The organism is Flavobacterium rhizosphaerae (assembly GCF_046000445.1).
In the GTDB taxonomy this organism is placed as follows: domain Bacteria; phylum Bacteroidota; class Bacteroidia; order Flavobacteriales; family Flavobacteriaceae; genus Flavobacterium; species Flavobacterium rhizosphaerae.
In genome coordinates this window covers 124,641-150,293 of the sequence record NZ_JBELPZ010000008.1, presented here as the reverse complement: position 1 = coordinate 150,293, position 25,653 = coordinate 124,641, and the positions used below count along the sequence as shown (strand labels likewise).

General features: G+C 41.5%; 25 protein-coding genes and 2 tRNA genes. 25 read left to right on the top strand and 2 right to left on the bottom strand.

Annotation, left to right across the window (positions count from 1 at the left end):
- Nucleotide 1 precedes the first annotated feature (1 nt).
- On the bottom strand, nt 2–535 hold the full coding sequence (locus ABS766_RS09655; protein ID WP_408084937.1) for an RNA methyltransferase: 534 nt from the start codon (nt 533–535) through the stop codon (nt 2–4).
- Nucleotides 536–646: 111 nt separating this feature from the next.
- Between ABS766_RS09655 and mutS the strand changes: the two genes are divergently transcribed.
- From mutS to ABS766_RS09615, 8 genes are all read left to right on the top strand, one after another.
- Nucleotides 647–3,253, top strand: coding sequence for a DNA mismatch repair protein MutS (mutS, locus tag ABS766_RS09650; RefSeq protein WP_408084936.1), 2,607 nt, complete (start codon nt 647–649; stop codon nt 3,251–3,253).
- Nucleotides 3,254–3,313: 60 nt separating this feature from the next.
- Nucleotides 3,314–4,342 carry a hypothetical protein gene (locus tag ABS766_RS09645; RefSeq protein ID WP_408084935.1) on the top strand — a complete coding sequence of 343 codons (1,029 nt, stop codon included), beginning with the start codon at nt 3,314–3,316 and terminating at the stop codon, nt 4,340–4,342.
- 175 nt (nt 4,343–4,517) lie between these two features.
- Nucleotides 4,518–4,590 (top strand) — tRNA-Gly (locus ABS766_RS09640).
- An 18-nt stretch (nt 4,591–4,608) separates the two neighbouring features.
- A tRNA-Leu gene (locus ABS766_RS09635) sits at nt 4,609–4,694 on the top strand.
- Between the two features lie 158 nt (nt 4,695–4,852).
- Entirely contained in the window at nt 4,853–6,814 is a 1,962-nt protein-coding gene (locus tag ABS766_RS09630; protein ID WP_408084934.1) for an LTA synthase family protein, read from the top strand.
- Entirely contained in the window at nt 6,814–7,689 is an 876-nt protein-coding gene (locus ABS766_RS09625; protein ID WP_408084933.1) for a diacylglycerol/lipid kinase family protein, read from the top strand. The genes ABS766_RS09630 and ABS766_RS09625 overlap by 1 nt, the downstream gene beginning before the upstream one ends.
- A gap of 27 nt (nt 7,690–7,716) precedes the next feature.
- Nucleotides 7,717–8,463, top strand: coding sequence for a COG4705 family protein (locus ABS766_RS09620; RefSeq protein WP_408084932.1), 747 nt, complete (start codon nt 7,717–7,719; stop codon nt 8,461–8,463).
- Between the two features lie 87 nt (nt 8,464–8,550).
- On the top strand, nt 8,551–9,237 hold the full coding sequence (locus tag ABS766_RS09615) for a VIT1/CCC1 transporter family protein (RefSeq protein WP_408084931.1): 687 nt from the start codon (nt 8,551–8,553) through the stop codon (nt 9,235–9,237).
- A 70-nt stretch (nt 9,238–9,307) separates the two neighbouring features.
- Here ABS766_RS09615 and ABS766_RS09610 read toward each other — a convergent pair whose 3' ends face one another.
- Complete coding sequence (locus ABS766_RS09610) at nt 9,308–10,543, bottom strand: NAD(P)/FAD-dependent oxidoreductase (RefSeq protein ID WP_408084930.1); 1,236 nt, start codon at nt 10,541–10,543, stop codon at nt 9,308–9,310.
- A gap of 123 nt (nt 10,544–10,666) precedes the next feature.
- Here ABS766_RS09610 and ABS766_RS09605 point away from each other — a divergent pair, with 123 nt between their 5' ends.
- Genes ABS766_RS09605 through ABS766_RS09525 form a run of 17 tightly spaced genes read left to right on the top strand, consistent with a single transcriptional unit; the run spans nt 10,667 to nt 25,652 of the window.
- Complete coding sequence (locus ABS766_RS09605; RefSeq protein WP_408084929.1) at nt 10,667–12,187, top strand: HAL/PAL/TAL family ammonia-lyase; 1,521 nt, start codon at nt 10,667–10,669, stop codon at nt 12,185–12,187.
- Nucleotides 12,188–12,220: 33 nt separating this feature from the next.
- On the top strand, nt 12,221–12,952 hold the full coding sequence (gene fabG, locus ABS766_RS09600; RefSeq protein ID WP_408084928.1) for a 3-oxoacyl-ACP reductase FabG: 732 nt from the start codon (nt 12,221–12,223) through the stop codon (nt 12,950–12,952).
- An 18-nt stretch (nt 12,953–12,970) separates the two neighbouring features.
- Nucleotides 12,971–14,203, top strand: a complete 1,233-nt coding sequence (locus ABS766_RS09595) for a beta-ketoacyl-[acyl-carrier-protein] synthase family protein (RefSeq protein WP_408084927.1) — start codon at nt 12,971–12,973, stop codon at nt 14,201–14,203.
- Nucleotides 14,200–14,451 carry a phosphopantetheine-binding protein gene (locus tag ABS766_RS09590; protein ID WP_408084926.1) on the top strand — a complete coding sequence of 84 codons (252 nt, stop codon included), beginning with the start codon at nt 14,200–14,202 and terminating at the stop codon, nt 14,449–14,451. The genes ABS766_RS09595 and ABS766_RS09590 overlap by 4 nt, the downstream gene beginning before the upstream one ends.
- 3 nt (nt 14,452–14,454) lie before the next feature.
- Nucleotides 14,455–15,342 carry an LpxL/LpxP family acyltransferase gene (locus ABS766_RS09585; RefSeq protein ID WP_408084925.1) on the top strand — a complete coding sequence of 296 codons (888 nt, stop codon included), beginning with the start codon at nt 14,455–14,457 and terminating at the stop codon, nt 15,340–15,342.
- Nucleotides 15,343–15,402: 60 nt separating this feature from the next.
- Complete coding sequence (locus tag ABS766_RS09580; protein WP_408084924.1) at nt 15,403–17,055, top strand: phytoene desaturase family protein; 1,653 nt, start codon at nt 15,403–15,405, stop codon at nt 17,053–17,055.
- Nucleotides 17,056–17,071: 16 nt separating this feature from the next.
- Complete coding sequence (locus ABS766_RS09575; RefSeq protein WP_408084923.1) at nt 17,072–17,974, top strand: dialkylrecorsinol condensing enzyme DarA; 903 nt, start codon at nt 17,072–17,074, stop codon at nt 17,972–17,974.
- Nucleotides 17,975–18,003: 29 nt separating this feature from the next.
- On the top strand, nt 18,004–19,137 hold the full coding sequence (locus ABS766_RS09570; RefSeq protein WP_408084922.1) for a beta-ketoacyl-ACP synthase III: 1,134 nt from the start codon (nt 18,004–18,006) through the stop codon (nt 19,135–19,137).
- Between the two features lie 11 nt (nt 19,138–19,148).
- Nucleotides 19,149–19,574 (top strand): hypothetical protein, encoded by a 426-nt coding sequence (locus tag ABS766_RS09565; RefSeq protein ID WP_408084921.1) that lies wholly within the window; start codon nt 19,149–19,151, stop codon nt 19,572–19,574.
- A 6-nt stretch (nt 19,575–19,580) separates the two neighbouring features.
- Nucleotides 19,581–20,060: an ABC transporter permease gene (locus ABS766_RS09560; RefSeq protein WP_408084920.1), complete on the top strand. Its 480-nt coding sequence runs from the start codon at nt 19,581–19,583 to the stop codon at nt 20,058–20,060.
- On the top strand, nt 20,032–20,433 hold the full coding sequence (locus ABS766_RS09555; protein WP_408084919.1) for a hypothetical protein: 402 nt from the start codon (nt 20,032–20,034) through the stop codon (nt 20,431–20,433). The genes ABS766_RS09560 and ABS766_RS09555 overlap by 29 nt, the downstream gene beginning before the upstream one ends.
- A 6-nt stretch (nt 20,434–20,439) precedes the next feature.
- Nucleotides 20,440–21,435 carry a BtrH N-terminal domain-containing protein gene (locus ABS766_RS09550; protein ID WP_408084918.1) on the top strand — a complete coding sequence of 332 codons (996 nt, stop codon included), beginning with the start codon at nt 20,440–20,442 and terminating at the stop codon, nt 21,433–21,435.
- A gap of 7 nt (nt 21,436–21,442) precedes the next feature.
- Nucleotides 21,443–22,198 carry an ABC transporter ATP-binding protein gene (locus tag ABS766_RS09545; RefSeq protein ID WP_408084917.1) on the top strand — a complete coding sequence of 252 codons (756 nt, stop codon included), beginning with the start codon at nt 21,443–21,445 and terminating at the stop codon, nt 22,196–22,198.
- A complete protein-coding gene (locus tag ABS766_RS09540) occupies nt 22,191–23,474 on the top strand; it encodes an ABC transporter permease (RefSeq protein WP_408084916.1) in 1,284 nt (427 codons plus the stop codon). Before ABS766_RS09545 ends, ABS766_RS09540 begins: the two co-directional genes overlap by 8 nt.
- Nucleotides 23,449–23,898 carry an acyl-CoA thioesterase gene (locus ABS766_RS09535; protein ID WP_408084915.1) on the top strand — a complete coding sequence of 150 codons (450 nt, stop codon included), beginning with the start codon at nt 23,449–23,451 and terminating at the stop codon, nt 23,896–23,898. The genes ABS766_RS09540 and ABS766_RS09535 overlap by 26 nt, the downstream gene beginning before the upstream one ends.
- Nucleotides 23,899–23,905: 7 nt before the next feature.
- A complete protein-coding gene (locus ABS766_RS09530) occupies nt 23,906–25,042 on the top strand; it encodes a beta-ketoacyl synthase N-terminal-like domain-containing protein (RefSeq protein ID WP_408084914.1) in 1,137 nt (378 codons plus the stop codon).
- On the top strand, nt 25,029–25,652 hold the full coding sequence (locus ABS766_RS09525; protein ID WP_408084913.1) for a 3-oxoacyl-ACP synthase: 624 nt from the start codon (nt 25,029–25,031) through the stop codon (nt 25,650–25,652). The genes ABS766_RS09530 and ABS766_RS09525 overlap by 14 nt, the downstream gene beginning before the upstream one ends.
- Nucleotide 25,653 lies beyond the last annotated feature (1 nt).

Sequence of the window (25,653 nt, the reverse complement as noted above, 5' to 3'; positions counted from 1 at the left end):
TTTACTTATAATGTATTTTGCTGAAAATGTCCCAGATAACAATGCCGGTACTTACCGAAATGTTGAGGGAATGTTTAGTGCCAAGTTGTGGTATCTCTATAGCATGGTGGCATAAATTTACGGCTGCCTGAGATACACCCTTTACCTCATTTCCAAACACCAATGCATATTTTTCGCCGCTTTTGGGGGTAAAATCCTGTAGCATTACGGCGTTTTCTACCTGTTCTACGGCAATGGTAACAACATTTTGTTGTTGTAGTAATGTAATGGTATCCAAAACATCTTTGCTATACTCCCAGTCTACGGTTTCGGTTGCGCCAAGTGCGGTTTTATGTATTTCTTTATGCGGAGGGGTGGCCGTTATACCGCATAAATATATTTTTTCAATAAGAAAAGAGTCGGCCGTACGGAAAACCGAACCTACGTTGTGCAGGCTCCTGATATCGTCCAGAACAATAATTATAGGTGTTTTCTGTGCTTCTTTAAATGATTCCGCATCTTTACGGTCCAGTTCGCTGTTTTCAAGTTTCCTCATCCCAAAATTTTTTACAAAAGTACACAATGCTAACTAATCAGGCTGTAGCCTTTTCATTAGCTGCTATTTTTTTGATAAATTCGCTTCTTTATAATTTTAAATAAAATCCGTTTGGCAGCTAAAACAAAACAGGCAAAAGAAACCCCGTTAATGAAGCAGTACAACAGCATTAAGGTAAAATATCCTGATGCGTGCCTGCTTTTCAGGGTGGGCGATTTCTATGAAACTTTTGGCGAAGATGCCATACGGGCAGCCGGTATACTGGGTATTGTGCTTACCAAAAGGGGTAATGGCAGCGAGAGCGAAACCGCTTTGGCTGGTTTTCCGCATCATTCATTAAATACCTATCTCCCCAAACTGGTAAAGGCCGGGCTTCGCGTGGCTATTTGCGATCAGCTGGAAGACCCTAAAATGACCAAAACCATAGTAAAGCGCGGCGTTACCGAACTGGTTACCCCCGGTGTATCTATGAATGACGAGGTACTGCAAAGCAAATCCAACAACTTTCTGGCCTCGGTGTTTTTTGGGCGTAAAACGGTAGGGGTATCATTTCTTGATGTAAGTACAGGCGAGTTTTTAACCGCGCAGGGCAATGAGGAATATATAGACAAGCTGCTGCAAAATTTCAGCCCGAGCGAAGTGCTGGTGGCTAAAAATGAAAAAGCAGCCTTTCGAGAGGTCTTTGGTGAAGATTACCATACGTTTTACCTGGAAGACTGGGTGTATAAAGAAGATTATGCCTTTGAAAGCCTTACGGCGCACTTTGGCACCAATTCCCTTAAAGGTTTTGGGGTAGAGGAGTTGCAGGAGGGTATTATAGCCAGTGGGGCGGTATTGTATTACCTTTCAGAAACGCAGCATAAAAAGGTACAGCACATTACGGCAATACAGCGCATTGCAGAGGATGCCTATGTTTGGATGGATCGTTTTACCATTCGCAACCTGGAGCTGTACAACAGCAATAACCCCAATGCCGTTACGTTGCTTGATGTGATAGACAGGACGCTTTCGCCCATGGGGGCACGCCTGTTAAAACGCTGGCTGGCGCTGCCGCTTAAAGATGTAAACAAAATAACCGCGCGCCATGAGGTTGTGGCCTACCTTAAAAATAATACGCCGATACTGCAAAAAATACAAAAGCAAATAAAGCAGATTAGCGATTTAGAACGGCTTATCTCTAAAATAGCCACCGGCAAGGTTACCCCGCGTGAGGTAAATTACCTTAAAGATTCGCTGGATGCGGTTATACCCATAAAGCAACTCGCACTGGAGAGTGATAATGAGGCGCTCAAAGCCATTGGAGACAGCCTGCACTCCTGTGATTTGTTGCGTGAAAAGGTAAAGGCTACCCTAAACCCCGAAGCGCCGGTTGCTATAAACAAAGGCAATGCCCTAGCCAAAGGCGTGCATGCCGAACTGGATGAGTTGCGGGCAATAGCCTATAGCGGTAAAGAGTTTTTGGAAAATATTGAAAAACGCGAATCGGAACAAACGGGTATTACCTCGCTTAAAATAGCCTTTAATAATGTGTTTGGCTATTATATAGAGGTGCGCAATACACATAAAGATAAAGTGCCCGATAGCTGGGTACGAAAGCAAACCCTGGTAAATGCCGAGCGGTATATTACAGAGGAGTTAAAAGAATACGAGAGCAAGATATTAGGGGCCGAAGAAAAAATACAGGCACTAGAAACCCGGCTTTTTGAGCAGCTGGTAGCCTGGATAGCTACTTATATTAAACCTGTACAGCTTAATGCCGGGCTGGTAGCCCAGTTAGACTGCCTGGCCTCTTTTGCACAACTGGCTATAGAAAACAACTATGTACAGCCCGAAATAAACGATGGTTTTGAACTTACCATACAGGAAGGCCGCCATCCGGTTATAGAAAAGCAACTACCGGTAGGGGTGCCTTATATTACCAACAATGTATACCTGGACAGGGAAACCCAGCAGGTAATAATGATTACCGGCCCCAACATGAGTGGTAAGTCGGCCATATTACGCCAAACAGCCCTTATTGTGCTGCTGGCGCAGATGGGTTGTTTTGTACCTGCTGAAAGCGCGGTACTGGGCGTGGTAGATAAAATATTTACAAGGGTAGGGGCCAGTGATAATATTAGTATGGGAGAATCTACTTTTATGGTAGAAATGAATGAAACGGCAAGCATCCTTAACAACATATCAGACCGCAGCCTGATACTTTTGGACGAAATAGGCCGGGGTACCAGTACCTATGATGGTATAAGTATAGCCTGGGCCATTGCGGAGTTTTTGCACCAGCACCCCTCTCAGCCAAAAACACTTTTTGCCACGCATTACCATGAGCTTAATGAAATGCAGGATATTTTTAGCCGCATCCATAATTATAACGTATCAGTAAAAGAGTTGAAAGATAATGTACTTTTTATTCGCAAACTCGTAAAAGGGGGCAGCGCACACAGCTTTGGTATTCATGTGGCTAAAATGGCGGGTATGCCGCAAACGGTAATACAAAAAGCGCAGAAACTGCTCAAAAAGCTCGAAAAAGACCACAGCGGCGAAGCGCTTTCTACCATAAAGGCAGAAGCAAAAGACGACATGCAGCTAAGTTTTTTTAACCTTGATGACCCGCTATTGCAGGAAATAAAAGAAGAAATAGTAAATCTTGATATTAACACCCTTACTCCCGTTGAGGCCTTAATGAAGCTGAACGAGATTAAGCGTATGCTTAGTAAATAATGGTGTAAAAAAGCACGCATATTTTCCTGAAAATGCCGTTTAGTATTTAAACAATTAACAATGCGTTATATTTTTATAATCCTGTTAATCGTAAGCATAGCTAATAATGCTTACAGCCAGAATAACGGAAAATTGTATAATCAAATAATAAACCGTTCGGAATTACTGATTATTGATCACCGCTATCAGGAAGCGCTTAAAGAGTATGAACAGGTGTTTAATGACACTGGCATAGCTTTTACACGCGACATATATAATGCTCTGGTGTGCTCAGCAAAACTCGGGGACTATAAAAGGGTAAAAAAATTTTCGGCACAACTTGCAGAAAAGGGGGTAGGTGCAATGTTTTTCAGCCGCAATGTTTTTAAAAATTACTATAACCGTAAAGATTTTAAAAAAATAGTGAACATGGCCGCGAAAGTGCATGAACGCTTTAAAAACAACAACCTGCTTTATAATGATACGCTCAATGAGTTTGTTGGGTTAGACCAGGCATATAACAGGATACGGCTAACCCGGTATGCTGATTCGTTTGACTTACCCGATACCCTGGAAGTACTTTTCTGGCACAATACACAAAACCTGTTACGCTTTATAAAAAATAATGGCTTTTATACTGAAAACAAAGTTGGCGCCTATGTGCATGATACTATACTAGGGAGAAGTTATTCAGCCGACATTGTTTTTTTGCATTATCTTGAAATGGGTCACGATAAAGACCTTATAAATCAAATAAAAGACCTGTATTTAAATAAATTATATGATTGTGAAATACCTCCGGGGCATACAGAGCAAATAATACAATTGGCCAATAATGTTTTTGGAGACACAGGCGATTATGCCTACAAGATATACCAATGTGGCCTGTATAAAATGAAAGGCCTGCCTGAGCCGCAAAACATTTCGGCAAACAGGGAAAAGTATTTACTGGATAATATTGATGACTACGGAAAGAAGCTGGCTTTTGTATATAGTGAACCCGGTGAGTTTGCTTTTACACCCAGAATTATAGGGGGTAGTTATATTGATGAAGCCTTCCTTAAAGAATCGTATAATTTTATCGCTAAAATAGAGGGATGCGCACAGTAATAGCGTATTTGCTGCAACCTGAAAAAAGCTTAAAAGCACTTTTGTTTTTAAGCTAAACGTTATCAGAATGTTAGGTTTTTCGAGTAAATTTTTTGTAAAAAACGCTTGTGAAATTGAAATAATGTGCTACATTTGCATCCGCAATACTGAAACAAACAGCGGTAATTGATATAATGCGAAAATAGCTCAGTTGGTAGAGCGCCACCTTGCCAAGGTGGAGGTCGCGGGTTCGAATCCCGTTTTTCGCTCTAATCCTACCTAATTAAGCTCGAGTGGTGGAATTGGTAGACACGCTGGACTTAAAATCCAGTGGGCAGTAATGCCCGTGCGGGTTCAAGTCCCGCCTTGAGTACGATACAAAAACCCTTAAGTCATCTTAAGGGTTTTTTGTTTCTGTCCCCTTCGCCCCGGTATATTATCCCTTTAATCATTTAAGGCAATCTTAAGGTAAATTTCCTGTTAGATAAAGATTAAATTTAAAACTTTGAGCCGTTAAAATCATCCTGGTTTATGGCTCAAAAAGTAAAATTTCCGGCAAGGTTTTCCATTCTTATATACTTTATAGTTTGGTTTTTAATTGTATCATTTTTAATACGTATAAGCTTTTTTATCTGGGAGTATGACCAGGTGTCTTGGAGCTTTACAGATGTAGCAAGAACACTGGCAACAGGCCTTTTTTTTGATGTTGGGGCTGTAGCGTTTGTAAGCCTGCCCGCCGCACTGTATTATGCCATACTGCCCAACCCTTTAGTGGGTTCGCTTTTAGATAAAATAGTGGTATGGTTTTTTACAAGCCTTACGGTTTTTATACTCATATTTACCTTTTTTGCAGAATTCACCTTTTGGGACGAATTTAAATCGCGCTTTAATTTCATAGCGGTAGATTACTTAATATATACCTATGAGGTAATTGCCAACATCAACCAGTCATACCCATTGCCATTGCTAATAAGCGGGGTGTTGCTGTTAACTGCAGGCCTGCTGTTTTTGTTTTACAAAGAAAAAGCCTTTGCAAGAACCTTTACCGGCAAGCCAAAATTTTTAGAAAGGATAGCCTCCCTTGCAGTAGTAATATTAGTAGTACTATTTTACACAGGCTTTATAACCAACAGCTCAGCCGAATGGTCTGCCAACCGTTATAACTCCGAAATTTCAAAAGACGGCATTTATTCTTTTTTTGCAGCATTCCGCAATAACCAGCTACAATACGAGAGGCTCTACACCACTATCAGCAATGACAAAGCATTTGATATAATTGATGCACGGCTTGAGGGAGAAAACGTACACTTTACTGCCAAAGATACCCACAGCATCCACAGGGTAATATCAGACAGCCTTTCGCCCGGCAAAAAAAGTAATGTGGTTTTTATCCTGGTAGAAAGTTTAAGCGCCAGCTTTATGAAAGAATTTGGTAATGATGATGCCATTACCCCATTTTTAGACAGCCTGGCTCAAAAAAGTGTGTTTTTAGATAACCTTTATGCCACCGGCACCCGCACCGTAAGGGGTATGGAGGCCGTAACACTTTCTATACCGCCCACACCGGGGCAAAGCATTGTAAAAAGGCCGGACAACGCTAATTTATATACCGTAAATAATGTGTTTAAAAGTAAAGGGTACGATTGTAACTTTTTTTATGGAGGCGATGGCTACTTTGATAATATGAACGCCTATTTTGGTGGCAATGGTTTTACTATATACGATAGGGGGCGGGGCAGTATTTTAAGCGACAAAATAAAAACTACCCGTAATAACATAGAAGATGATGAGGTAACTTTTGAAAATGCCTGGGGCATATGCGATGAGGATATTTTTAATAAAATGCTCTCGGTTGCCGATAAACAATATGCATCAGGAATGCCTTTTTTTAACTTTATAATGACAACCTCAAACCACAGGCCGTATACTTATCCTGATGGTAAAATAGACATCCCCTCGGGTACGGGGCGGCAGGGTACGGTAAAATATACAGACTTTGCACTGAGAGAACTTTTTGCAAAGGCAAAAGCGAAACCCTGGTATAAAAACACCGTATTTGTAATTATTGCAGACCATTGCGCCAGCAGTGCCGGTAAAGACGAGATAGATATAGCCAATTACCATATCCCCGCCTTTATTGTAAATTTAGAGGGGCAGGAGCCTTTAAAAATTAAAAAGCAATGCTCTCAGATAGATATTTTTCCAACATTGTTCGGTTTAATGCACTGGAGTTATGATACAGATTTTTTTGGCAGAAACGTGCTGGAGCCTGGTTTTGAAGAGCGTTCTTTAATGGGTACCTACCGCAAACTATCGTTAATGAGGGGTAATAAGGTTATGATTTTGTCAGACCAGCAAAAACAGGCTTCCTATTTGTGGAATGCTAACGATAACAGCCTCAAGCCATGCCCGGCAACCCGTTCTTTTCTGGATGAAACTATTGCGTGGTACCAAACGGCAGACTACCTTTTTAATCATAAAATGCTCAAATAATGGTATATGTACATTTTATTATTAATCCTGTTTCCGGCAAGGCTAAGCATACTATTACACAAGCCTGCCTTGAGGCTTTTTTTCCAAAGGATTATAAAATTGTAACACAATATACCAACAGTAAGGGGCATGCTTCTCAGCTTGCAAAATCAGCTGTAGCACAAGGGGCCGATTATATTGTAGCCTGCGGCGGAGACGGTACCATAAACGAAGTAGCTTCAGAGCTTGTGGGTACCAAGGTAGCTTTAGGTATAGTACCGGTTGGTTCCGGTAACGGGCTGGCGGGTAACCTTGCTATAAAAAAAAGTATAGCAGAAGCCCTGGAAACAATTGCTGCCGGCAACACTATGTGCATTGATATAGGGCAAATTAATGATAAATATTTTTTTAGTAACTGTGGGGTAGGGCTTGATGCCGCCATAATTAAAAATTATGAGCAAAATGGCAGACGTACACTCATTTCATATATTAAAGCATCACTGGCAGCAGCCTTTAGCTATAACTACCCAAAAGCAATAATAACATACCGCCAAATAAAGTTTGAAGTTAAACCGCTGATGCTTTTTGTTTCCAATTCTAACGAGATGGGATATAATATGAGCCTTACTCCTAAAGCCAGCCTGCAGGATGGGCTTTTGGATTTTGTAATAGTACCCAGGCTAAATGTATTATATAAATCATATATGGGGTTGTTAGTATTGCTGCAAAAATTTCAAAAGTTTTCACCGGCTAAGCATATGTTGGTAGGTGGGCTTAAAATTGAGTTTCCGGACAAAAACACAACCGATGTTCAGATAGATGGGGAGTACCATTTGTTTAATACCAACAGTTTTGCCATAACCATACAGCCCGGTAAACTTAAAGTGATTGTATAACTGCAATAAGCATTTAAAAGGTACGTAATGAAAGAGCTTAACAAAGTAGCACAGATAACCCTGCTGTTTTGGGTAATGAAAATTATAGCCACTACATTGGGCGAGACCCTGGGCGATTTTTTTTCTATGACATTAAATTATGGCTATACCCTCACACTAATTGTTACCGCAATTATTTTCTTAGTAACATTAGCGCTACAGTTAAATGTTAAAAAGTATATCCCGGCGGTGTATTGGCTGGTGATTGTTGCCACCACTACACTGGGAACCGAAATTTCTGATTTTATAGACCGCAGCCTGCATTTAGGCTACATAGGTGGTAGTGCGCTGCTGTTATTTTGCCTGCTTATTACGCTGTTTTTATGGTATAAAAAGTTTGATGATTTGCAGGTTTATCCTATAGCTAACCGTAATAAAGAGGCGTATTACTGGGTAGCCATATTATTTTCAAACAGTTTGGGTACTGCCCTGGGCGATTTTTTAAGCGATGTGGTGGGGTTAAGTTATTTGCAGGGCGCCATGGTTACTGCCATGGTTATTATTGTTATGGCGCTGTTGCATTACTTTAGCAAAGTTAACCAGGCAGTGTTGTTTTGGCTGGCTTTTATATTTACGCGCCCGTTTGGGGCCACCTTTGGCGACTTTCTTACCAAACCCGCAGCCTCCGGCGGTTTGGATCTCGGCACTCTAAATGCCTCTTTGGTTTCGGTTCTGCTCATGGTTATTTTTATCATTATATCGCATTTTAAGGGCCGTAGCAAAAGCATAGGGTAGCATTTTTCTTAAAATCTGTATAAATAAAGTAACCCCTTATTTTGCTGTAAGTGTAATACCTATATTTGTTTAAGAAACTACTTTTTTATGCAAACAGAAGACCATTATGTAAACCGCAGTGGCTGGTTAAGGGCCGCTGTGCTTGGCGCTAATGACGGTATACTTTCAACTTCCAGCCTTGTAATAGGTATAGCTACTGCAAATAACACCCGGAGTGCCATTGTGCTTGCCGCTGTTGCCGGAGTGGTGGCGGGTGCCTTGTCTATGGCTGCGGGAGAGTATGTATCGGTAAGTTCACAGGCAGATGTAGAGCATTCAGACCTTGAACGTGAAAAAATTGAACTGGAAACCATGCCGGAGGCGGAGCTGGAAGAACTAACCCATATATATGTTAAACGTGGCCTTTCGTACGAGCTGGCAAAACAGGTGGCTGTGCAGTTAACAGCACATGATGCGCTGGAAGCCCACGCCCGCGATGAGTTGGGTATTAACGAAATCACTCAGGCAAGGCCATTGGCTGCCGCATTAGCCTCACTTGTTGCTTTTGTAGTAGGCGGGCTGCTGCCGCTTTTGGTTTCTATTTTTGCCCCGCTAAAAGGCATGCCCTATTACCAGTATGCATTTGCCATTTTGTTTTTGGCGTTTTCCGGGGCTTTTGCAGCAAAAACTGGCGGTTCAGGCTTTTATAAGGCCATTGCGCGTATTTGTATATGGGGCACGCTGGCCATGGGGCTTTCTGCCCTTGTGGGGTATTTGTTTGGGGTTAATGTATAAAAAATAATCCCTAAAATACACAAAGCCCTCAGTGATAACTAAGGGCTTTATTTTATATAAAGTATTTTTTTTATGCCTTTTCGTTTTTCAGCATGTGGGCCATAGATTTTATAACCCTGTCATGCTTTTTAACAAACGGGTTCTCTTCATTCCACACATAACCGGCCAGTACGGCACATATTTTTTCTTTTACGTCGGGGTTTTCCGGCCTGTGAAAAAACAACGTTTGCAGGTTGCCGGTATACCATTCTTTTACATAAGTGGCAAAAACATTTACCCCGCTGCGCATATATTCGGTATATTCTTTTTCCCAATCTACTTTTTCGCCCTTATGCTCTTTAAGGAAAAGCTTAGCCGATAAAATTCCCGATTCTGTAGCAAAACATACCCCTGATGAAAAAACTGGGTCAAGAAATTCAGAACTGTTGCCCGTAAGTGTAAAGCCCGGTCCGCAAAGCTGTTTTACCGAACAGGAATAGTTTTCTATTTTATGGGGTTCAAATATAAACGGAACATCTTTAAAGCGGTCGCGATAAAAATCACTCTGGTTAATTACATAATGTAGTTTTTCAGCATTGGTTTCGCCAGGTATAGCGTTTATATAAGTAGTTGGGCCTACTACGCCAATACTTGTTTTGCCATTAGAAAACGGAATAACCCACAGCCATACCTTTGTTTCCAGTATATCAAAAGAAATCTGTACACCTTCCTCCCCTACGGGGCGGTTTACATCGTCTACATGCGAAAATAGTGATGAATTTTCGGTAACCGATGAGGGCGCTTCCAGGTTAAGCAGCCTGGGCAGTACACGCCCGTACCCGCTGGAGTCTATAATAAATTTTGCCTGTATTTCTTTTACATTGCCTTCTTTATCTTTTACAGTAGTAACAGAATCAGAACCAGAAAATACCACATTGGTTACTTCAGTCTCAAACTCAAGGTCTACCCCTTTTCGTTTTACTTCCTCTGCCAGCGTGTTATCAAAATCGGCCCGGGGCACCTGCCATGTCCAGTCCCACCCTGTACCAAATTTTTCACTAAAATCAAATACACAAACCTCTTCATTTCGAATAAACCGGGCGCCAAATTTTTTTTCAAACCCTTTCGTATTCAGGGTATCAAGCAATCCTGCTTCCTCAAAATGATCCATCACGCGGGGTATAAGGCTTTCCCCGATTACAAAACGCGGAAACTTTGATTTCTCCACTACTTTCACCTTTATTCCATGAGTATGTAAGTAAGAGGCGGCAACGCAGCCAGAAGGTCCGGCCCCAATTACAAGCACATCAACCGTTTCTTTTAACATATATAATTTTTGTTTGTCTTAAAATTATCTTAAAAGATATTACATTTGTAGTATGTAAAAGTAATGACATTTATTTAAAATTTTTAAAAAATTTCGTTGCGGGCGAAATTAAAGTCAGTATAGATGAGCAGGATAACCAATTATTTGAGTTTAGAAGAGTTTAATGCCATAGTGTTTGGCAACAACAAAGTTGAAGTTAGTGATGAGGTGTTGCAACGGGTAACAGAAAGCTTTGACTTTTTAAAAGAATTTTCGTCTAATAAAATTATATATGGCGTTAATACCGGTTTTGGCCCCATGGCACAATACCGTATTGAAGATAATGACAGGCTGCAATTACAATATAATCTTATACGCAGTCACTCATCCGGCACGGGAAAACCGCTGCACCCTGTATTTGTAAAATCGGCTATATTGGCACGTTTAAACACGCTGTCTCAAGGCAATTCCGGCGTACACCCCTCAGTAATACACCTTATGGCAGAGCTGATTAACCGGGATATAACCCCGCTTATTTATGAGCATGGTGGCGTTGGTGCCAGCGGAGACCTGGTACAGTTGGCGCACTTGGCGTTGGTACTTATTGGCGAAGGTGAAGTGTTTTATAAGGATGAAAGAAAAGCTACTGCAGAAGTTTTTGAAGCCGAAGGGCTAAAACCTATAAATGTTGAAATACGTGAAGGGCTTGCCCTTATGAACGGGACTTCGGTAATGACGGGTATAGGTATAGTAAACCTTAATAATGCCCGCAAAATAATGGACTGGTCGCTTAAATTTTCGTGTGCCATTAATGAGCTGGTACAAGCGTATGACGACCATCTTTCGGAAGAACTTAATGCTACAAAACTGCACAAAGGACAGCATGAAGTAGCAGCCCGTATGAGAAACCACATTGCAGACAGCAAACTGATACGCAAACGCGAAGAACACCTGTACTCCGGCACTAATAACGAAAAAGTGTTTAAAGAAAAAGTGCAGGAATATTACTCCCTGCGCTGCATTCCGCAAATACTGGGCCCGGTACTCGAAACGCTTGATACTACTGCGGCAATACTGGAGGGCGAAATTAATTCGGCTAATGATAACCCAATTGTTGATGTTAAAAACAGGCATGTATACCACGGGGGTAATTTTCATGGCGATTATATTTCGCTCGAAATGGATAAGCTAAGGCTTGTGGTAACAAAAGTATCTATGCTTGCCGAACGCCAGCTAAATTACCTTATGAATGCGCGTATAAACGAGTTGCTCCCACCTTTTGCCAATATGGGCAAACTCGGTTTTAACTTTGGGCTGCAGGGGGTGCAGTTTACGGCGGTATCTACCACGGCCGAAAACCAGATGCTTTCTAACTCTATGTATGTGCACAGCATACCAAATAATAATGATAACCAGGATATTGTAAGCATGGGTACCAATGCAGCCCTTATGACGGCAAAGGTTATAGAAAATACTTTTGAAGTGCTTGCTATAGAATTAATGGCTGTGGTACAGGGTATTGATATATTGGAGCAAAAGGATAAAGTATCATCGGCTACCCGTAAAATTTATGATGATGTACGCGGTATATTACCTGCTTTTTCTGAAGATAAGCCATTGTATCCTTATATTGCAGAAATTAAAAATTACCTTATGCAGGAGTAATATAATAACCAACTAATTATAAAAATATAGTTTATGAAGTGTGCTTTAGTTACCGGAGGCTCAAGAGGTATTGGCAGTGCAATATGCCAAAAATTAGCAACAGATTCCGCATATCATATATTAATCAATTATCAGTCTAACGAAAGTGCCGCCCTTGAAACGTTGCAGAAAATACAGGCAAACGGTGGTAGTGGCGATATTATAAAATTTAATGTGGCAGATGCCGATGAGGTTAAAAATGCCCTCTCTGCATGGCAGGAAAACAATCCGGATGCGGTAATAGAAGTTGTGGTAAACAATGCCGGCATAACGCGCGACGGGCTTTTTATGTGGATGTCTGCTGATGACTGGTCTCAGGTTATTAATACCAGCCTTAACGGGTTTTATAATGTAACCAGCTTTTTAATACAAAAAATGCTGCGCAACCGCTACGGGCGTATAATTAATATAGTATCGGTATCGGGGGTAAAAGGCACGCCCGGGCAAACCAACTATTCGGCGGCAAAAGGGGCTGTTGTGGCAGCCACCAAAGCGCTGGCGCAGGAGGTAGCCAAACGCAAAATTACCGTAAATGCTGTAGCGCCCGGTTTTATAAAAACAGATATGACGGGTGCGCTTGATGAAAACGAACTGGTAAAAATGATTCCGGTAAACCGTTTTGGCGAAGCAGAAGAAGTGGCTGACCTGGTGAGCTTTCTCGCCTCTAAAAAAGCAGGTTATATAACCGGCGAAGTTATTAATATTAACGGGGGCATATATTCTTAACAGTAATAATAGCAGAAAATGAACAGAAGGGTAGTAATTACAGGCATGGGTATTTATTCGTGTATAGGTACAACGCTTGATGAGGTTAGGGAATCTTTATATTATGGAAAATCGGGTATTGAAGTTGACGAAGACCGAAGGGATTTCGGCTTCAGGTCATGCCTTACAGGCGTAGTACCAAAACCAGACCTAAAGCCATTGCTAAGCCGCAGGCAACGCATGAGCATAGGTGAGGAAACCGAATATGCTTATATGGCAACCATACAGGCGCTTAAAGATGCCGGTATAGATGATGCCTTTTTAGATGCTAATGAGGTTGGCATTTTATATGGTAATGATAGTGTTTCTAAAGCCATTATAGATGCCACTGATATTATAAGGGAAAAACGCGATACAGCCCTTATAGGTTCAGGTGCCATATTCAAGTCAATGAACTCTACAGTAACCATGAATCTTTCTACTATTTTCAGGTTAAGGGGGGTTAACTTTACTATAAGTGCCGCCTGTGCCAGCGGCTCTCATTCACTGGGCATGGGGTACCATTTTATTAAAAACGGCTTGCAGGATATTGTTATTTGCGGCGGTGCACAAGAGATAAATAAATATGCCATGGGCAGTTTTGACGGCCTTGGTGTTTTCTCCCCCGACGAAGCCGTGCCAACACAAGCCTCCAGGCCTTTTGATGCTTCAAGAAATGGGCTGGTGCCCAGCGGCGGCGGCGCAACACTTATATTAGAGGAGTATGAGTCTGCCGTAAAACGCGGCGCACCAATATTAGGTGAGGTAGTGGGCTATGGCTTTTCGTCTAACGGCGGGCATATTTCAACCCCAAATGTAGACGGCCCCTCACGCGCCATGAAAATGGCGCTGGAACAGGCAGGGCTTTCGGCAGCAGATATTGATTATATTAATGCTCATGCCACATCTACACCTGTAGGTGATGCCAATGAGGCCAAAGCCATACACGAAATTTTTGGAGACAGCAGGCCTTATGTAAGCTCTACAAAATCTATGACCGGGCATGAATGCTGGATGGCCGGTGCGAGCGAGGTAATATATTCTGTATTAATGATGCAGCACTCCTTTATTGCCCCGAATATTAATTTTAGTAATCCGGACGAAGATTCGGCCAAATTAAATATTGCCTCAAATACAATAAATAAAGAAATTAATATATTTTTGTCAAATTCTTTTGGTTTTGGAGGAACCAATTCAGCGCTAATAGTAAAAAAGTTTAACGATCCAACATGAACAAAGCAGAAATAATTGAGAAGATTAATGAATTTTTAATCGATGAGTTTGAAGTAGATGAAGCGGATATACAGCCGGATGCTAATTTAAAAGATACACTGGGGCTGGACAGCCTTGATTATGTAGATCTGGTTGTAACTGTAGAATCTAACTTTGGGGTGAAGCTGGGAGAAGCCGATTTTGTCGGTATATCTGCATTTCAGGATTTCTATGACCTTATTGAACGGAAAGTAAAAGAGAACGGTTAATAAATGAGCGAATGGGATGGTAAATCCAGGGGCACTTTGCTGGGGTACAAAATATTTGTGTTTTGTATTAAAAAACTCGGCGTAAGGACAGCTTATTTTGTACTTTATTTTGTAGCAACATATTATTTTCTTTTCCTGAAAAAATCCAACAGGGTTACTTTTTATTATTTTAATAAACGGTTAGGGTATTCTGCAATAAAGGCCAGAAAAATGGTCTTTATGAGTTATTATACTTTTGGGCAGACACTGATTGATAAAACTGCTATTTCGGCAGGAATGAGGGATAGGTTTACCTATGAGTTTGACGGGGTACAAACCTTGCTGCGCCTGTTGGAAGAAAAAAAAGGAGGGGTGCTTATAAGCGCGCATATTGGTAATTTTGAAATTGCCGAATATTTCTTTTCAGAAATAGCGCCCGAATCTCAGGTAAACCTGGTTACTTCAGACATGGAGCACCAGGTAATTAAAGAATACTTAAGCAGCCTGGCAACAGCCTCTAAAGTGAAATTTATAATAATAAAAGAAGACCTTTCTCATATTTATGAGATTAACGGTGCCCTGGCAAATAATGAACTTATCTGTTTTACAGGAGACCGTTATATGGATGGGGTTAAAAACCTTAAAGAGGTCTTTTTGGGTAAAGAAACCACTTTTCCGGCTGGTCCTTTTTTAATAGCCTCGCGCCTTCGGGTTCCTGTAGTTTTTGTGTATGTAATGAAGGAGAAAAACCTTCATTACCACCTGTATGCCCGCGAAGCCGAAGTAAAACACCGCGATGAAAAGGGGCTGTTACAGGCTTATGTGCAAAATGTAGAAACTATGGTGCAGCGGTATCCGTTACAGTGGTTTAATTATTTTGACTTTTGGGGTGCTTTTAAAAAAACAGAATAAGATATAAGCAGTAATTAATTCATCTGTGCTTCTTATCTAACCTTGTAATAAGTAACGTGAATGGAAGCAGTAGATGCAATTATTATTGGCTCTGGCGCAGGCGGGCTTGCTACAGCCATTTGCCTTGCCCGTGCAGGCCAAAAAGTACTGGTGCTGGAGCAGCATTATGTGCCTGGCGGCTGGTGCCATAGCTTTATGCTCAACGGGCAGCGGTTTAGCCCCGGCGTGCATTATATTGGCCTGGCAGATGATGGCCAGGCTACAAGCCAGCTATATAAGGGCCTGGGTATTGCCAATGAACTTGTTTTTTTCAGGATGAATAAGCATGCTTTTGAGCATTGCTGCATCGGCGATAAAAAAATAGACCTCCCTGCCGGGTTTAACGCTATGGGCGATGCCCTGGCAAAACACTTCCCGCAGGAAAAAGGCAAAATAAAAAAATACCTCCAACTCGTTGATAAGGTAAATACGCAGTTGCAGTATATGCCAACCATACGGGGGTTACGGCAAACACTTACCGCGCCGTTTAAAACAGCTGCCTTTGTGCACCACGCACCATACCGCTTAAAAAAAATTATAGGCCGTTATATTAAAGACCCACTGCTTAAAGCAGTACTCAATATACAATGTGGAGACCACGGCCTTCCGCCCGAAAAAGCACATTTTGTAGTGCATTGTGCCGTTATGGCGCATTATGCCGAAGGGGGTTTTTATCCCATGGGCGGTGGTGGCGGGCTGGTAAAAGCCATGACTAATGTGCTCAAAAAACATGGGGGTGAAGTAAGGGTAAGCACCAGGGTACATAAAATAATAGTACAAAACAATACCGCTGTAGGGGTAGAAATTGAAGATGGTCAAAAGCTATATGCTAAAACTATTATCTCAAATGCAGACCCTTCCATAACCTATTTCAACTTAATAGGGCGCGAGCACTTGGGTAAAAAACTTTTAAAAAAGCTGGACAGCACCCGGTACTCGGTTACATCGCTTATATTATTCCTTACCTTAGAGATGGATGTAACGGCTGCCGGTATAGATTCCGGCAATTTCTGGATATACCGCGATGAAGATGTTGATAATCTTTTTAAAGAGCTAACCCATGAAGATGTAACTGCAGGGGAAGAATTTCCTGCCATATTTATGAGCTGTACCACCCTTAAGGACCCGGTAAGCTATAACGGTAAATACCATAACCTGGAGCTGGTAACGTATATAGATTATGATAAACTTCCTGAATTTAAAGGAGAAGAAGATTATCATTGTGATGCCTATAAACAGTTTAAGCAAAAAGTCATTTCAAAATTTATGAATACGGCCGAGCGTATGATACCCGGAGCCAAAAAAGCAACCGTACAGGTAGAGCTGGGCACGCCAAAAACAAATCAGTTTTATATAAACAGCACCAAAGGAAATGTGTATGGTGCTGAAAAAACGCTGTTTAACATGGGGCCTTTTTCATTTAAAAATAAAACTGAAATCAATAATCTTTATCTTTGTGGCGCCAGTACGCTTTCGCATGGGGTTGCCGGGGCAACATACTCCGGTATAGAAACAGCTGCTAAACTTTTAGGCTGCCGTAAAGAAGATTTGCTACTGCCTGATGAAAGCCAGCAATTAAGGATAATTGATGCCGAAGATAAACAGGGCTGGCCGCAATGGCTGCTTAAAAAAAGGGATGATAAAGTGCGGAATTTCAAAGAAATAAAATTATAACGGCATATACTGTTTTATGAAAAATGTTTTGGTGGTTTATTTTACGCAATCTGGCCAGCTGGCACAAATTGCCCAAAATATAGCAAAGCCCCTGGTTGATGATCCCGGTATAAATGTTATATTTCATGAAATTAAAATGGTGCATCCATTTCCGTTTCCTTGGGATAGTGAAAGCTTTTTTGATGTTTTTCCGGAATCTTTTCAGCAAATACCCGCTCCCATACATCCCGTACCGCAGGAAATATTAAATATAAAGTTTGATATTGTCCTGCTACATTACCAGGTATGGTACCTTTCGCCCTCAATACCCACCACTTCTTTTCTTAAAAGCGCAGATGCCGCAATACTGTTGGATAATACCCCTGTGGTAACCATTAACGGCAGCAGGAATATGTGGTTTCAGGCGCAGGAAAAAGTAAAAGCGCTGTTAAGGGCAAACGGTGCGTTGCTAAAAGGCAACATTGCCATGGTAGACAGGGCTGGTAATTTAATAAGTGTTATTACCATTGTAAAGTGGATGTATAGCGGTAAAAAAGAAAAATACCTGGGCATATTCCCTAAGCCGGGTGTATCTGAAGCAGAAATTAATAGCGCCGGTAAATTCGGTTTTGCAATAGCTAAGGCGTTACACGCAGCAAGTTATGATGGGTTACAGGATGAACTACTGCGGCTTGACGCTGTGAGGATAAGGCCTTTTCTGTTAACGGTAGATAAAACCGGGAGCAAAATATTTACCAAATGGTCTGTCATTATTTTAAAAAAAAGTGGCATAAGAAAGAAACTATTAAAAGTATTTGTTGTTTATTTGGCACTTGCTATCTGGTTAATTTCGCCAATAGTATTTATTTTGTACCTTATAAAATATCCTTTTATACAAGGCAAAATAAAAAAACAAGTAGCCTATTATAAAGGCGTGTAAAGATTACTCGTAGAGTTTAAAGTATAATAATGTTTGACGTTTACATAACCAAAGCCGGAAAGTTTTTGCCTAATGAGGCGGTATCAAATGACGAAATGGAAAGCATCCTGGGGCTTGTTGATGGCAAAGCCTCCAAGGCCAGAAGAATAGTATTAAGAAATAACGGGATAACCTCCCGCTATTATGCTATTGATAAAAAAGGCAATATAACCCACAATAATGCCGAACTTACACATTTAGCCATAGAGCAGCTGTATGATGGCAGTTTTACCAAAAACAATGTTGAGGTGCTATCCTGCGGAACGTCTTCGGCAGATAATATTTTACCCTCACATGCCTCAATGGTGCATGGCCTTATGAAAAACCAATCCATAGAGCTTAATTCCTCTTCGGGAGTATGTTGTGCAGGTATGAATGCCCTTAAGTTTGGCTATCTTTCGGTAAAGTCGGGTAATTCAGCCAATGCAGTTTGCACAGGTTCAGAAAGGCCTTCGGCATGGATGCAGGCCAATAAATTTCAAAATGAGGTGGTAAACCTTAAAAAACTCGAAGAACAGCCTATACTTGCCTTTAAAAAAGACTTTTTACGCTGGATGCTTTCAGATGGCGCCGGAGCTTTATTGCTTGAAAATAAACCAAGGGGCGAAATGTCGCTTAAAATTGAGTGGATGGAGGCTTATTCTTTTGCCCATGAACTTGAAGCCTGTATGTATGCCGGTGGCGATAAGATGGAAGACGGCAGCATAAAGCCCTGGTTAGATTATACACCGGAAGAATGGCTGGAGCAATCGGTTTTTGCTATAAAACAGGATGTAAAACTGCTGGATAAATATATTATGGAAAAAGGGTCTGATGCAATGAAAGATGCCCTGGATAAGCATAATGTAAACCCTGCTGATATTGATTATATGCTGCCCCATGTTTCTTCGCACTTTTTTGCAACCAAGCTATATAACGCATTGCTTACAAGGGGTATAGATATACCCGAAGAAAAATGGTTTATGAACCTGAGTAGGGTGGGTAATGTAGGGGCTGCCTCTATATACCTTATGGTAGAAGAATTATTGTATAGCGGCAAATTAAAAAAAGGTGAAAAATTACTTTTGGTAGTACCCGAAAGCGGCAGGTTTAGTTACGCTTTTGCTTACCTTACAGTATGTTGATAGTTTGAGATATGGAGGCAATGCTGAAACATAATGAGGTAGAACGCCTGATACCGCAAAAGGCACCTTTTGTAATGGTAGACGCTCTTTTTTCTTTTGAAGAAAATAAACTGGTGGCAGGCTTTACGGTGCCCTATGGTAATATTTTTGTAACAGAAGGTTGTTTTACAGAGCCGGGTATTATAGAGCACATGGCACAATCTGTAGCCTTATATACAGGATACCAGTATTACCTTAAAAATGAGCCCGCGCCAACAGGCTATATCGGGTCAATAAAAGATGTAAAGGTGTTAACCCTGCCTGCCGTGGGCGATGAGCTGGTTACAAAAATTAGCGTACTGCAGGAGTTTATGGGTATAACACTTGTAGATATTGTCACTCTTGTTAACGGAAACACCATTGCCACAAGCCAGATGAAAACAGTTTTGGCCAAGTAAAAGTGTATGGGAATAAGTATTGATATACAAAATTATCTTCCACACCGCGCGCCCATGCTTATGGTAAATACCATAAAGAAGATTGATACGCAGAGTGTAGAAACGGTTTTTGAGATAAAAGAAGATAATATTTTTTTACAGGATGGCTTTTTAGTCGAATCCGGGCTGGTAGAAAATGCCGCCCAAACCTGTTCGGCTATTGTGGCACAGTCGTATGTTTTAGATGAAAATGGAAATGAAAAGTATGATATAGAGCTTATAGGCTTTATAAGTTCTATAAGAAAAATAAGTATACATGCACTGCCACCGGTAGGCACTACCATAAATACAAGTGCCAGCCTTATATCAAGGTTTGATGCAGATAATTATACAACCTGCATGATACATTGCAGGTCGTTTTGCGGAGATGAAATGTATCTGGAGGGAGAGATAAATTTATTTATTCAGGTAAAGCAAGATGAAAAAGAGCGAAGTACCGCAGGATAAAAGCAAAATTTCTTCGGTAAACATGAAAGAGCTGTGCTATGCAACAGATGATGGGGGCAACTATACCACGGCCCTTAGTTCTGGCTGGGAACCCAAAACCATAGCGCTTAACAATGCACTGGAAGATATAAAAGAACGTACCGAAGCCGCCCGGCAGCAGGTTATTGCAGGCCAGGCAAGCCCTGTTTTGTATTTTATGGAACTGAATAAAATGGATGTAGGCATACTCTCCAGTTATGCAGGTATCTGGAAATGGAGGGTAAAGCGGCATTTTAAACCCGGGGTTTTTGCCGGGCTTAGCCAAAAAACGCTCCAAAAATATGCCGATGTTTTTTCTATAACGGTTAATGAATTAAAAAATTTTAAGGGCTGATTTATAATGGATACCGGATTTACCCACCACCAGGCCGCACACTGCGAAAATGGGGTGGCATCAAATTTACTAAAGTATTACGGACTCGAAATAAGCGAACCCATGGTGTTTGGCTTAGGCTCGGGGCTTTTTTTTGTATACCTGCCCTTTTTAAAAGTAAACCATGCGCCGGCTTTTAGCTACAGGCCCATGCCGGGGCTCATTTTTAATAAGGCCGCCAAAAGGCTTGGCCTTAAAATAAAACGTCAAAAATTTTCTGACCCAAAAACAGCAGAAGAGGCATTAAATAATAATTTACGTAACAACATACCTTCGGGCTTGCAGGTGGGTGTATATAACCTTACTTATTTCCCAGAAGATTACCGTTTTCACTTCAATGCCCACAACATAGTGGTGTATGGGCGTGAGGGGGATAACTATCTGGTAAGCGACCCTGTAATGGAAAACGTTACCACCCTTACCACCAAAGAACTTGAAAAAGTACGGTTTGCCAAGGGGGCTTTTGCGCCGCGCGGGCAAATATATTACCCCATCCATATCCCCAAAAATGTTAACTTTGAGGAGCCTATAAAAAAAGCTATTAAAGATACCTGCCGCCTTATGCTTGTACCTATGCCGCTAATTGGTATTAACGGTATTCGCCATGTGGCAAGGCAGATAAAAAAATGGCCGGAAAAACACGGTATAAAAAAAGCAAACCACTATCTGGCACAAATTGTGCGCATGCAGGAAGAAATTGGTACCGGTGGTGGTGGCTTTCGGTTTATATATGCAGCTTTTTTGCAGGAAGCTGCCCAGATACTAAAAAATGACCAGCTAAAGGCGCTTTCGGCAGAAATGACTACAATAGGCGATTTATGGCGTGATTTTGCTGTAGAAGCCGCCCGTGTGTATAAAAACAGGAGTGCAAAGCAGGATGTATACCAGTTGCTATCGCAACATTTGCTGGAAATAGCCGATAAAGAGCAACAATTTTTTAAAAAACTGAGAAAAGCAATTTAAGCTGCGGATGGATGAACCGGTAATTGAAATAAAATCACTCTCTAAGAGATATAAAGATGCCGATTTTTTTTCTGTTAATGATTTTTCGTTACAGGTTAACAGAAAAGAGATTTTTGGATTGCTGGGCCCTAACGGTGCCGGTAAATCAACGCTTATATCCATGCTTTGCGGGCTTATTAAACCTACATCCGGATCATTTACTATAGAGGGATATAATTACCATGACAATGCCCTGGCCATAAAAAAAACCATAGGCATAGTGCCGCAGGAGTATGCGCTTTATCCCACCCTTACAGCAAGAGAAAACTTACTGTATTTTGGCAGTATGTACGGCCTTAAAGGTAAAGACCTTAAAACCAAAATTGCCGATGCCTTAGAGTACCTTGGGCTTACCAAATTTGCCAACAAAAAAACAGAAACGTTTTCGGGCGGTATGAAAAGGCGGGTAAACCTTATTGCGGGCATGCTGCACCACCCCACGGTACTTTTTCTGGATGAACCTACCGTTGGTGTAGACGTTCACTCTAAAAATGTAATTATAGAATACCTTAAACAGGTTAATGCCGAAGGCACTACCATTATATATACATCGCACCACATGGTTGAAGCGCAGGAGTTTTGCACCCGTATAGCTATTATAGACAGTGGTATTGTACTTGCCAAGGGCACGCCGCAACAGCTTATAAGCAGCACATCCGGGGCGCAAAACCTGGAAAACGTGTTTTTATCATTAACAGGAAAAGAACTGCGGGACCATGTATAAACTACTTATGTCTGTATATAAAGAGTTCTTGCTCCTTAAAAGGGATCCCGGTGGGCTTATCATTCTTTTTGTAATGCCACTGGTGCTTATTATTACAGTTACACCTATACAGGACAGCAGTTTTAAAACAGCTACCGAAACAAAAATACCAATACTCGTTGTAGATAATGATAAAGGGGAACTGTCTGATGTTATTAATGGCAGCCTTAAAAACAACAGTGCTTTTGAGGTAATTACCAAAAGCGAAGGCAAACCTATAGATGAAGCCTTTGCGCGCGATAATGTGTTTAATGGCAATTATCAGTTAGCCATAATTATACCTTCAGGATTAAGCAAGGGCCTGAAAAACAGGGTAGACAGTAATGTGTATAAAATACTGGGCAATTTAGGCGCCATAGAGCAACCGGAACCACAACCTGTTGAAGACAGCCTGCAACTAAAAGAGGTGCGGGTGTATTTTGACCCTGTATCGCAAACTGCTTTTAAAAACGCTGTTAAAAGCACTATTGATAAAATGATTTCCCAGATTGAAACCAAAAGTATATACGATGCTTTTGGTAAGCAATTGGGTGAAGAAAGCACAGGCGCATTTCAGCAGGAAGATTATATTACGTTTAAGGAAATCATCCCTATGTTTGAAAACCGGGAGATGATACCCAACTCTACGCAGCACAACGTACCGGCATGGTCTTTATTTGCCATCTTTTTTATAGTGGTGCCGCTTTCTATAAATATAGTAAAAGAGAAAAAACAGGGCACACGGGTGCGTTTCCGTACAAACCCCGTACCGTATGCCACCGTAATTGCCGGCAAAACCATTACCTATCTTTTTATTTGTGTAATACAGTTTTTCCTTATGGTTGTTGTGGGCTATTACCTGTTTCCGCAGGTAGGGCTTCCCCGTTTAGATATGCACGGCAGTTTCTGGCTTATGAGCCTTGTAGCTGTTTTTGCAGGCTTTGCGGCAGTAGGTTTTGGCATTTTACTGGGTACCATGTCTAAAACGCAGGAGCAGGCTGCCCCCTTTGGTTCAACATCAGTAGTAATACTAGCGGCAATAGGCGGTGTATGGGTACCTGTGTTTGCAATGCCGGGTATAATGCAGTATATTGCAAAAGCCTCACCTATGAACTGGGCGTTAGAAGCGTTTTATGATGTATTATTGCGTAACGGCACATTGCTGGATATACTGCCGCAATTAGGAATGCTTTTTCTGTTTTACATGGTAATGATACTGATAGCACTATTTTATGATGAAAAGAAAAGAGCAGTATAGCGAAGCAGAATTTTTAACCGTATCGCAGCAAATAAGGGTGCGTTTTAATGAAACCGATCCGTTAGGCATTGTGTGGCACGGCTATTATATTACGTATTTTGAAGATGGGCGAGAGGCTTTTGGGCGCAAACACGGCATAAGCTACCTAGATGTGCATAAGCATGGCTTTACTACCCCCATTGTAAAATCGTCCTGCGAGCATAAGCTCCCGTTAAGGTATGGCGATGTTGCGCGTGTGGAAACCACTATTGTAGATACCCCTGCGGCCAAAATAATTTTCAGGTATAAAATATTTGATGCCGATAAAAACCTGGCTTGTATTGGGGAAACCATTCAGGTTTTTGTAAACAGTGAAGGTGTAATGTGTTTAAACTATCCGCCTTTTTTTGAAGAGTGGCGGCGTAAGGCAGGGCTTATAAAATAACCGGGCATTGAAAAAAACATACATAACATATACCAATTGTGTTACTCCGCTGGGGTTTAGCGTTACTCAAAATACACAGGCACTAGCACAGGGTGTTACAGGTATAAACCTGCATAATACCTCTTTTGCAGAAGCCCCTTTTTATGCAGGTATAATTGATGATGCCCAGCTGCATAACGCTTTTACCCCGCTTGATGATGGCGGGCAATACAGCCGACTCGAAAAAATGTTGCTGTTGGCATTGGCACCGGTAATACAACAATCGGGTATAAAGCCGGGCGGGCGCACCGGGCTTATAATAAGCACTACCAAGGGCAACATTACTGCCTTGCAGCATAATGATGAACAAAAGGCAGCACTGCCGGCACTTGCCCAAACACTTGCCCGTTTTTTTGGTTTTGTAACAGAGTCGGTTATTGTGTCAAACGCATGTGTATCTGGCATCTTGGCGGTATCGGTGGCCAAACGCCTTTTACAGGCCGGTGTATATGATGATATTTTTGTAGTAGCTGGCGATGAGGTTTCAGAATTTGTTATTTCGGGCTTTAATTCCTTTCAGGCCATGAGCAGCACCCCGTGCAGGCCTTACTCGTCACAAAGGGACGGCATAACCATAGGCGAAGCCGCAGCCGCAGCTTTTATTACAGTTAATCCGCAAAATGCAAAAGCAACAATATCAGGTGATGGCGCTATTAATGATGCCAACCATATATCAGGCCCCTCACGCACTGGCGAAGGCCTGGTGCGCAGTATACAAAGCGCACTGGCAGAGGCAGGCCTTGCGGCAAATAGTATAGACTATATTTCCGCCCACGGCACGGCAACCCTGTATAATGATGAAATGGAAGCCATAGCTTTTAACCGCGCCGGCCTTGGGCATGTGCCGTTAAACAGCTTAAAAGGGTATTATGGGCATACGCTGGGCGCTTCGGGCCTGCTTGAGGCAGTTATTGCCGTAGAGGCACTTGCTAACGGTGAACTTTATCCCTCACTGGGTTATACTGAAAACGGGGTAACACAACCTGTAAATATAATTACAGAATATAGTAAAAAACCACTGCAGCGCATACTTAAAACAGCATCCGGGTTTGGTGGGTGCAATACCGCAGTAGTATTTGAAAAAACAGGAAATGGAAGCTGGTAATACAAAATATATCTCAGGTTATTGCCTTATTGAAGATAACAGGATTGTGCTTAATGGGACAGAGATAATGCATGCACCGGGACTTTCTTTTGCCGATTTCGCAAAGCAGGTATACCGGGATGCGGGTATTTTATACCCAAAATTTTTTAAGATGGATAACCTGAGTAAACTCGCATTTTTAGCATCAGAGTTTACCTTAAAAGGCCATAATGGAGAAAATGAAGCCCCGGCAGATACAGCACTTGTATTTGCCAACAGCTCATCCAGCCTGGATACCGATGTAAAATACCAGGAATCAATAAACGATAAACAGCATTATTACCCCAGCCCGGCAGTATTTGTATATACACTGCCCAATATATGCCTGGGCGAAATAAGCATAAGGCATCATTTATATACTGAAAACAGTTTCTTTATATTTGCAGCCTTTAATCCGGATTTTTTTGCTAATTATGCAGATATCCTACTGAATACTAATAAGGCAGGGCATGTCTTGTGTGGGTGGACAGAGTTTTTTAAAGATAAATACCGTGCCTTTGTGTATCTTGTTTCTGATACGGGCAACATAAAACACACTACAGATACTATTAAAAAATTATATAACAGATAAA